The sequence below is a fragment of the Streptomyces sp. Ru62 genome (genome assembly GCF_002920615.1).
GTDB lineage: Bacteria > Actinomycetota > Actinomycetes > Streptomycetales > Streptomycetaceae > Streptomyces.
Genome location: NZ_PQSU01000007.1, coordinates 273,698 through 280,548, shown reverse-complemented (window position 1 = coordinate 280,548; position 6,851 = coordinate 273,698). Strand labels below are relative to the sequence as shown.

General features: G+C 74.1%; 6 protein-coding genes and 1 pseudogene. 2 read left to right on the top strand and 5 right to left on the bottom strand.

Going from position 1 to position 6,851, the window contains the following annotated elements; genetic code table 11:
* Positions 1-131 precede the first annotated feature (131 nt).
* Positions 132-1,856 (bottom strand): ATP-dependent DNA helicase RecQ, encoded by a 1,725-nt coding sequence (locus C3492_RS12365; RefSeq protein WP_103811804.1) that lies wholly within the window; start codon positions 1,854-1,856, stop codon positions 132-134.
* Positions 1,857-2,044: 188 nt separating this feature from the next.
* Positions 2,045-2,644, bottom strand: a complete 600-nt coding sequence (locus C3492_RS12360) for a hypothetical protein (RefSeq protein WP_374938339.1) — start codon at positions 2,642-2,644, stop codon at positions 2,045-2,047.
* A gap of 162 nt (positions 2,645-2,806) precedes the next feature.
* Here C3492_RS12360 and C3492_RS12355 point away from each other — a divergent pair.
* Positions 2,807-3,187: pseudogene (locus C3492_RS12355) on the top strand (MFS transporter); the annotation flags it as partial.
* Between the two features lie 161 nt (positions 3,188-3,348).
* On the opposite strand, the gene C3492_RS12350 reads toward C3492_RS12355, so the two are convergent.
* Complete coding sequence (locus C3492_RS12350) at positions 3,349-4,818, bottom strand: MFS transporter (RefSeq protein WP_181140329.1); 1,470 nt, start codon at positions 4,816-4,818, stop codon at positions 3,349-3,351.
* 179 nt (positions 4,819-4,997) lie between these two features.
* Here C3492_RS12350 and C3492_RS12345 point away from each other — a divergent pair, with 179 nt between their 5' ends.
* Positions 4,998-5,324 carry a helix-turn-helix transcriptional regulator gene (locus tag C3492_RS12345; RefSeq protein WP_103811785.1) on the top strand — a complete coding sequence of 109 codons (327 nt, stop codon included), beginning with the start codon at positions 4,998-5,000 and terminating at the stop codon, positions 5,322-5,324.
* 26 nt (positions 5,325-5,350) lie between these two features.
* Here the strand turns inward: C3492_RS12345 and C3492_RS12340 are convergent, their stop codons facing one another.
* On the bottom strand, positions 5,351-6,319 hold the full coding sequence (locus tag C3492_RS12340) for a Gfo/Idh/MocA family protein (RefSeq protein ID WP_258055649.1): 969 nt from the start codon (positions 6,317-6,319) through the stop codon (positions 5,351-5,353).
* Between the two features lie 11 nt (positions 6,320-6,330).
* Positions 6,331-6,831: a flavin reductase family protein gene (locus tag C3492_RS12335; protein ID WP_258055647.1), complete on the bottom strand. Its 501-nt coding sequence runs from the start codon at positions 6,829-6,831 to the stop codon at positions 6,331-6,333.
* Positions 6,832-6,851 lie beyond the last annotated feature (20 nt).

Genomic DNA, 6,851 nt, shown 5'->3' with positions numbered 1-6,851 from the left:
GGCCACCACCGATGGGTTCCGGCCACTCGTGGACGCCCCCGGAGCGCGTGGTTCCCCCGTCCGGGCCACCCCGGTTGACAGCGTGACCGGCGGCCCGGGACTCCGGCCGGCTCCGGTCCCCGGCTCCGCTGTCAGGTCTCCGGCTGATCCTCGCCGGGCCGGCGCACGACGGTGAGCAGGTCGTCGTGGTCCGCCACGGCTTCCAGCGAGAGCGTGTGGTAGCCGGCTCGGTCGAACAGCACGGTGATGCGGTCCGGTTCCTCGCTGAGCACCGTGCCCTCGCCCCACTTCTCGTGCCGGACCTCGGTCCCGGTCGGGAAGGAGGCGGCGGTGGGGTGCGCGGGGCGCTGGTCGCGGCTCGCGCCGTGGTCGGCCTGGGCGGCGGCCCCTTCCTCGCAGGTGTCGCAGTTCCCGCACGGAGCCTCGTACGCCTCGCCGAAATAGCCGAGGAGGAAGTGCCGCCGGCAGCCGGTCGTCTCGGCGTAGGCCCGGGCCATGTCCACCCGCGACCGGTCCGTACGGCGGTGGGCCTCGGCCGCCCGTTCCGCTCGCTCCACCGCCCGGCCCGGTGACACGCCCTCGGCCGGGCGCACCGCACCGCCCTCCGCCGTGACGACCGCCCCGGCCTCCTGGAGGAGGTTGACCGCGGCGGTGACCCGGTTCCGGGACAGCCCCGTCTCCTTGCGCAGTTCCTCCAGGTCAAAGGGGTCCCCGCGACGCCGGTGGACTGCTTCGGCCACCCGGGACAGGACCGTGCGGCCGGGGGCCCTGCCCGCGAAATACGTCTGCATCCCGGTGTCCCGCGCCCGGTAGTGCAGCACCGCGAGCGCGGGCTGCCCGTCCCTGCCGCAGCGGCCGATCTCCTGGTAGTAGGCGTCCAGGGAGCCGGGCAGCGAGGCGTGCAGGACGTACCGCACGTTCTCCTTGTCGATGCCCATGCCGAACGCCGAGGTCGCCACGACGACGTCGGTCTCACCGGCCAGGAAGGCACGGTGGACGCGGTCGCGTTCGGCGGCGCGCAGTCCTGCGTGGTAGGCCTCGGCGGCCAGCCCGAGAGCGGCGAGTTCGCCCGCGTACCGCTCGCTGTCCTTCCGGGTCGCCGCGTAGACGATGCCGGGCTTGGGCTCGGCGGCGGCCCGCTCGACCACGGCCTGGCGACGCTCGTCCTCGTCGAGGAAGCGGCGGACCTCCAGCCGGATGTTCGGCCGGTCGAATCCGGTGACCATCAGCCGGGGCCGGCGCATGCCCAGGCGTTCGGTGATCTCCCGGCGCACGGGCGGGGCGGCGGTCGCGGTCAGGGCCAGCACGGGCGGTCTGCCCAGACGCTGCGCGGCCTGCTCCAGACGCAGGTAGTCGGGGCGGAAGTCGTGCCCCCACGAGGAGACGCACTGGGCCTCGTCCACCACGAACAGGGCCGGGCCCGCCCCGGCCAGGGTCTCCACGACGTCGTCCCGTGCGAGCTGCTCCGGGGCCAGATAGACGAGGCGGGCCCGGCCCGACCGTACGTCCTCCCAGGCCGCCTCGGTCTGCGCCGCACCCAGGTCCGAGTTGACCGCGACGGCACCCGGGGCGTCGTCGCCCTCGGGAAGACCCGCGATCTGGTCCCGCTGGAGCGCGAGCAACGGTGACACCACGACGACCGGGCCGGGCAGCAGCGCCGCCGGCACCTGGTAGACGGCCGACTTGCCGGAGCCCGTCGGCATGACGACCAGGGTGTCGTGGCCCTGCAGCACCCACTCCATGGCCGTCAGCTGCTCCGGCAGGAGGTGCTCCCAGCCGAAGACGTCCGCCGCCGTACGGCGCAGACGCCCGGCCCGGGCCCGGCCTTCCGTTTCCGGCCCCGCGTTCCTCACCATGCGCATCGCTCCCTGGGCTCCCTGGGCCCACCGGGTACCCGCCGGGCCTGGGCGAACCATCTCGTCAGGGCTGAGCGGGGCCGTCCGGGTGGGGGACGGCGACGGCGCACCGAGCGCGGGTCCGGGCGGCCCGGTCCGCCGGCCCGGCCAGGGTGGCGCGCGCACCTGCCGCTCCGCCTCGGTCGGGGTCAGCCGCTCACCGCGCTCGAACGCCTCCGCGAAGGCACGCGGACCCGGGCGTGGGCGGCGCCGAGGAGCAGGGCCGCGCAGGTGGCGCCGGACCGGCGTCCGTACAGGGCGGCCGTCCCGGCGAGCCCTTCCAGGGAGAGGGCGAGGGCGCGGGACTCGTCCAGGGAGCGGGCGATCCGCGGGCCGCGCAGGTGATGGGCGGCGGACCGGGCGGCATCGCCGCTGAGTTCGGCGAGGAAGCCGAGCTCGGCGTGCAGGAGGTGGTCACCGGCCGGAGAGGAGACGTCGGCGTGGGCGGCGCCGATGCGCAGCAGGTGCGTCTCGGCCGCGTCGATGTCGCCGGAGCGCCGCGCGCCGAGGGCAGGACCCATGTCGGCGTGGATCTCGCCGTACTTGTAGCCCTGTTCGACGGCGATCCGGCGGGCCTGCTCGTGCAGTTCGCGGGCGCGGTCGAAGTCGTGGGCGAACAGTGCCAGGCGGCCGAGCCCGGACAGCCGCGCCGACACCTCGGCCTCCAGGCACAACTCCCGGGCGATCTGGTGCCCTTCCTGCTGCCGGTGGGCCGCCCGCGCGTACTGCCCCTTGATCTCGGCGAGCACGGCGAGCGGCGAGACGGTCGGCAACTCACCCCAGCGGTCGCCCAGTTCGCGGAAGAGGGCACGGCTGCGCCGTCCGTCGCGGGCGACCGCGTCCAGGTCACCGCGGACCAGGGCGAGCGCCGCCCGCAGGCCGAGCGCGGCGGCGGTGCCCCACCGGTCGTCCGCCGCCTCGACATGGGGTTGACCATCGCCGGCACCCTGCTGCTGGCGGTGGCCGCGGCCGGGTTCGGGGTGCTGGGCGACGGTGGCGCGCCGGTGTACGTGGCCGCCGTGCTGTGGGGGCTCGGCTGGGGCGGGCTGCCTACCCTCTTGCAGACCGCCGTCGGCGACGCGGGCGGCGACCGGGCCGACGCGGCGCAGGCGATGCTGGTCACGCTCTGGAACGTGGCCATGGCCGGCGGCGGCGTGCTGGGAGGCGTCCTGCTGGACGCGGCCGGCAGCGGCTCGTTCCCCTGGACCCTGCTGGTGCTCCTGCTGCCCGTGCTCGCCGTGGTGCTCGCCGCGCGGGCCCATGGCTTCCCGTCCCGGCGGCGCGTGACGTGACCTTCGTACGGCGGTGACGGTGAGCGGCCTTCCGCGTGGACGACGGTACGGAGGGCTCGCGGAAAGGTGCCCCGGCGGCCGTGGCCGCCGGGGCACCTGAGCGTGTCGGCCGCCGTGCGCGTCCCGCGGGGGATGGTCGGACGCGTGGTGGCCGTGCGCGCTCACCGAACCGTGAGGACGGGATCCTCGACGGCCGCGGAGGCGGCCCGCGCCTTCTTGCCGGGCAGGCCGAGCGTGATGAGCAGGCCGATCACCATGCCGACCGCGGTGAGCAGGACGACGAGGAACTCGCCGTCGGCGGTGGCGGCCTTCAGGGCCTGGCCGGTCTTGCCCCCGGTGCCGGCGTCGGCGATGGCGGTGAGGACGGCCAGGCCGATGGCGTTGCCGATGTTGAGGGTCGTGGAGGCCATGCCGTTGGCGATGCCCTGCTCGTTGGCGGCGACTCCGGTGGAGGCGGCGATCCACATGGCGGTCCAGACGATGCCCTGGCCCACACCGGAGACGATCAGGCCGGGTACGGCCATCAGGTAGGTGGCGTCCGCGTCGAAGCCCCAGGCGAGGAGCGCGGTGCCCACGGCACCGACGAGGAAGCCGGCCAGCAGCGTGGGGCGGGTGCCCAGCCGGGTCGTCAGGCGCTCGCCTAGCTGGGTGCCGGTGGCGATGGCGACGGAGGGCACCAGGAAGGCGAGGCCGGTCTGGAGTGCGCTGAAGCCGTGGACGGACTGGAGCAGCACGGTCAGGAAGTACGGCAGGGTGCCGAAGGTGGCCATGTAGAGGAAGGTGACGGTGATGCCCACGCTGAGGCTGCGGTTGCGGAACAGACGGAACGGCATGAGCGGGTCCCGGCTGCGCGACTCGATGACGGCGAAGGCGATGAGGAAGACGACGGCGGCGACGAAGGAGCCGATGACCTCGGGCGCGGTCCAGCCGTTCTCCGGGCCCTCCACCAGGGCGAACACGAGCAGGGTGGCACCGGCGGTGACCGTGAGGGCACCGGGCAGGTCGAACCGGCGGCCCGCGGTGCGCGCCTCGTCGCGCGGGATGACGGTCAGTGCGGCGAGGGCGACGAGACCGGCCAGCGGCACGTTGACGAAGAAGACGGCGGGCCAGCCGAAGCTCTCGGTGAGGATGCCGCCCAGCAGCGCGCCGACGGTCAGACCGCTCGCGCCGGCCCCGCCCCACACGGCAAGTGCCCGGTTCCGCTTGGGCCCTTCCTCGAAGAGGGTGTTGATCAGGGACAGCGTGGACGGCAGCAGGAGCGCGCCGCCGATGCCCTGGACCGCTCGGGCGGCGATGATGACGGCCGGACTGCCGGCCAGCCCGCCGGCCAGGGACGACACGGCGTAGACGGTGAGTGCGAGGACGAAGATCCGGCGTCGCCCGAGCAGGTCCGCCGCCCGGCCGCCGAGCAGCAGGAAGCCGCCGGCGAAGACGACGTAGGCGCTGACGACCAGTTGCTGCGTCTGGCCGGGGAAGCCCAGGTCGTCGCCGATGTCGGGAAGGGCGACGAAGACGATGTTCAGGTCGAGCGAGAAGATCAGCTGCGCCAAGGCCAGCAGCGCCAGACTCCAGCCCAGTCGTCGCCCGTCCGGGCCCGCGTGGCCCGACTGCAGCGTGGGTGAAGTGGACATGAGAGGTCAGCCCCTTTGGGTCGTGGGCAGGGCAGCCCAACCAGTACGACTGTTCACATGCTTACGTACAATCGAACCGTCAGCAACCGGGGGGACGTGATCCAGCCATGACCCCGCGCGCCGGACAACGAGGGCCGCACGCCCAAGAGATGGTCATACTGTCGCGGTACAGTGGAACAATGATCGCCCACCACCCCGACCGTGATCAGATCCGCCTTGAGAACGTCCTCAGCGCCCTCGGCAACCCCATGCGCCTGACCGTTGTCCGCGTCCTCAGCGACGGCGAGGAGCACAACTGCGGCAGCATCCTGGACGGGGTCTCGAAGTCGTCGATGACCCACCACTGGCGCGTTCTGCGCGACGCCGGCGTCATCTGGCAGCGCCCCTCGGGCCGGGAGAACCTGCTGTCGCTGCGCCGCGCCGACCTCGACCACCGCTACCCCGGCCTCCTGGACGCGATCCTGGACGGCGCGCGCAGCGAGGCCGGCCTCCAGCGGCAGGGCTGACCGGCCCGCCCCGGCCCGGCCGGGGATCAGCGCCGGCGCCGGGCCACGCTCCCGATCTCCTCCAGCAGCGCGGCCGTACGCCGGATGTCGTCGTGGCCGGGGGGCCGCCAGGCCGGCCGGCCGCCGAGCCGGCGCAGGAACGCGGTGAGCGCCGCCCCGGCCCGGGGCGGGTCGTGCCGCCATGTCGTCGCGGTCCGTCCCGTCCGCAGCGTGACGCTGCCGCCGGCGACCCGGATCGTGCCGTACCGCGCCGCGAAGTGCGCGGAGAAGCCGGTGCGCGGACCGATCCAGCTCGCGTGCAGCGTGACGGGGACGCTGCCCCACCGCAGCACCGCGGTGCCGGCCGGTTCCAGCACAAGCCCCGGGCGGTGGCGCAGCTCCGCGTTGACGACGCCGATCGGCCGGCGGGGGGCCAGCCACAGCAGCAGGTCGATCAGATGGATGCCGAGGTCGCTCAGCGCTCCGGCCGCCCCGTGGCCGGGATCCAGCATCCAGGCCGCCTCCCCCGTGAACACGCCGTCGGTGAGACCGGCGTGCGCGAAGCACAGCCGTACGGCGGTGAGCGGCCCGACGACGTCCTGGCGCAGCAGCGCCCGCACCCGTCGCAGGCCGGGCGCGCAGCGCAGGAACATGGCGGTGGTCGTGGGCCCGCCGGCCGCCAGCAGCGGCAACAGACGGGCGGTCTGCCCGGCCGTCGCCGCCAGGGGCTTCTCGACCAGGGTCGGTACGCCGGCCCTGACGGTGTGGGGCAGCAGCTGGGCGTGCTGCGCGGTGGTGGAGGTGATGACGGCCGCGTCCGCGCACCGCAGCGCCTCCCGTACGGACGCGGCACCGAACGCCGGCCTGTCGCCGGTGTCCGGTGCCGCGGGGAGCACCACCGCCGAGACCCGGGGCTCGCGGGCCAGCAGGTCGTGGTAGTCACGGAAGTGCACGTGCGAGGTGCCGAGCAGGGCCACGTGGAGTGGTCTCGACGGGTCGCGGTCCCTTGGTGTCACGTCCGGCGGTGTCAGCGGGCGCCGACGGCGGTGGCCTCGGGAACGGGCCGGCCGAAGGATCGGTCGCTGTAGACCAGCGGGGCGCCGTCACCGGTGTGGATCGCCTCCACGCGGCCGATGAGGATGCTGTGGTCTCCCCCGTCGACGATGTCGTGCAGGGCGCAGGCGACGCGTGCCGCCGCGTCGCGCAGCCCGGGGAGGCCGAACTCGCAGGTCTCCATGTCGCCGTCGGCGAACCGGTCCACCCCGGAGCGGGCGAAGCGCAGGGCGACGTCGCTCTGGTCGGCGGCCAGGACGTTGACCAGAAACCGTTCGGCGGTCACGAAGGCGTGGTGGGTGCTGGCCTTCTTGTCCAGGCAGATCAGGACCAGCGGCGGCGTGAGGGACAGCGAGCTGAAGGAACTTCCGGTGAAACCCCACCGGTCGCCGGACGCGTCGACGGTCGTGGCGATCGTCACGGGAGCCGGAACGCGGGCCATGGCACGGGTGAAAAGGGAACGGTCGACGGTCATGGAGAACATCCGTTTCGCGG

What these genes read in the sequence shown, in the direction of transcription:
- C3492_RS12365 (WP_103811804.1), bottom strand. Translation starts at nt 1,856, where the DNA reads ATGGTGAGGAACGCGGGGCCGGAAACGGAAGGCCGGGCCCGGGCCGGG.
- C3492_RS12350 (WP_181140329.1), bottom strand. Translation starts at nt 4,818, where the DNA reads ATGTCCACTTCACCCACGCTGCAGTCGGGCCACGCGGGCCCGGACGGG.
- C3492_RS12345 (WP_103811785.1), top strand. Translation starts at nt 4,998, where the DNA reads ATGATCGCCCACCACCCCGACCGTGATCAGATCCGCCTTGAGAACGTC.
- C3492_RS12335 (WP_258055647.1), bottom strand. Translation starts at nt 6,831, where the DNA reads ATGACCGTCGACCGTTCCCTTTTCACCCGTGCCATGGCCCGCGTTCCG.